A 727-nucleotide genomic window follows, 5' to 3' on the forward strand; every position below is an offset into this window, starting at 1 on the left:
GTTCCCATGATCGAGAAGATCGGACAGACGATGGACGTGGTCGAGCTTGCCGGTTCACGGGACTACCGCGGCCGGTCCTGGTCGGGTGAGCCCCGGTCGCGGTTCGAGACCGGTGTCTACATGTGGCCTGGCACGGACGCCCAGCTCCATGACGCCGGCCTGACGGCCCCGGCCGAGGCGGAAACCACCGCACTCGACGTGGGCGACCGGCGGATCCGGGCCTTGACGGCCCGCGGCGACCTCGTCTGGTTCGATTTCTTCGATCTGTGCGACACGGCCAGGTCCGCGACGGACTATCTGATTCTCACCGGCCGCTTCACGACCTGGGTGATTTCCAGGTTGCCGCGTCTCGCGGAGGTCGGCCGGGACGCCCGGCAACGATTCGCCAATCTTGTCGACATTCTCTGCGACGAGGACGTGCGGCTGTTCCTCGTCGCGTCCGCGCCGCTGGTGGATGTGCTCCACGGCGATGATCTGCCGCCCGACATCGGGCGGATCGCCAGCCGACTCTCCCTGCTGTCCGTGGTCTCGCCGCGCCCTTGTCATGGCCAGGAATGTCGCATTCATTAATACGCTATCACTTGGATCGAATGGGTGGCCCGCGCCGCTGGATAATTTTGTTAAAATATATCGTGGGTGCCGACTTCCAGCCAGACGATGTGTGGTTCATCGGTCTTTTTGGACGGTCCGTAGGCAAACGTCGCGCGACCGTCGGGTGCCCACGTCA

1 protein-coding gene is annotated in these 727 nt (G+C 64.1%); it reads left to right on the forward strand.

Annotated elements, in window-relative coordinates; all coding sequences use genetic code 11:
• On the forward strand, window positions 1–570 hold a 570-nt coding region (gene zapE / locus AC5LUJ_RS17730), incomplete at its 5' end, for an AFG1/ZapE family ATPase (protein ID WP_493465327.1).
• Window positions 571–727: the final 157 nt, after the last annotated feature.

It is taken from the genome of Protofrankia sp. CiP1_Cm_nod3, from assembly GCF_982290655.1.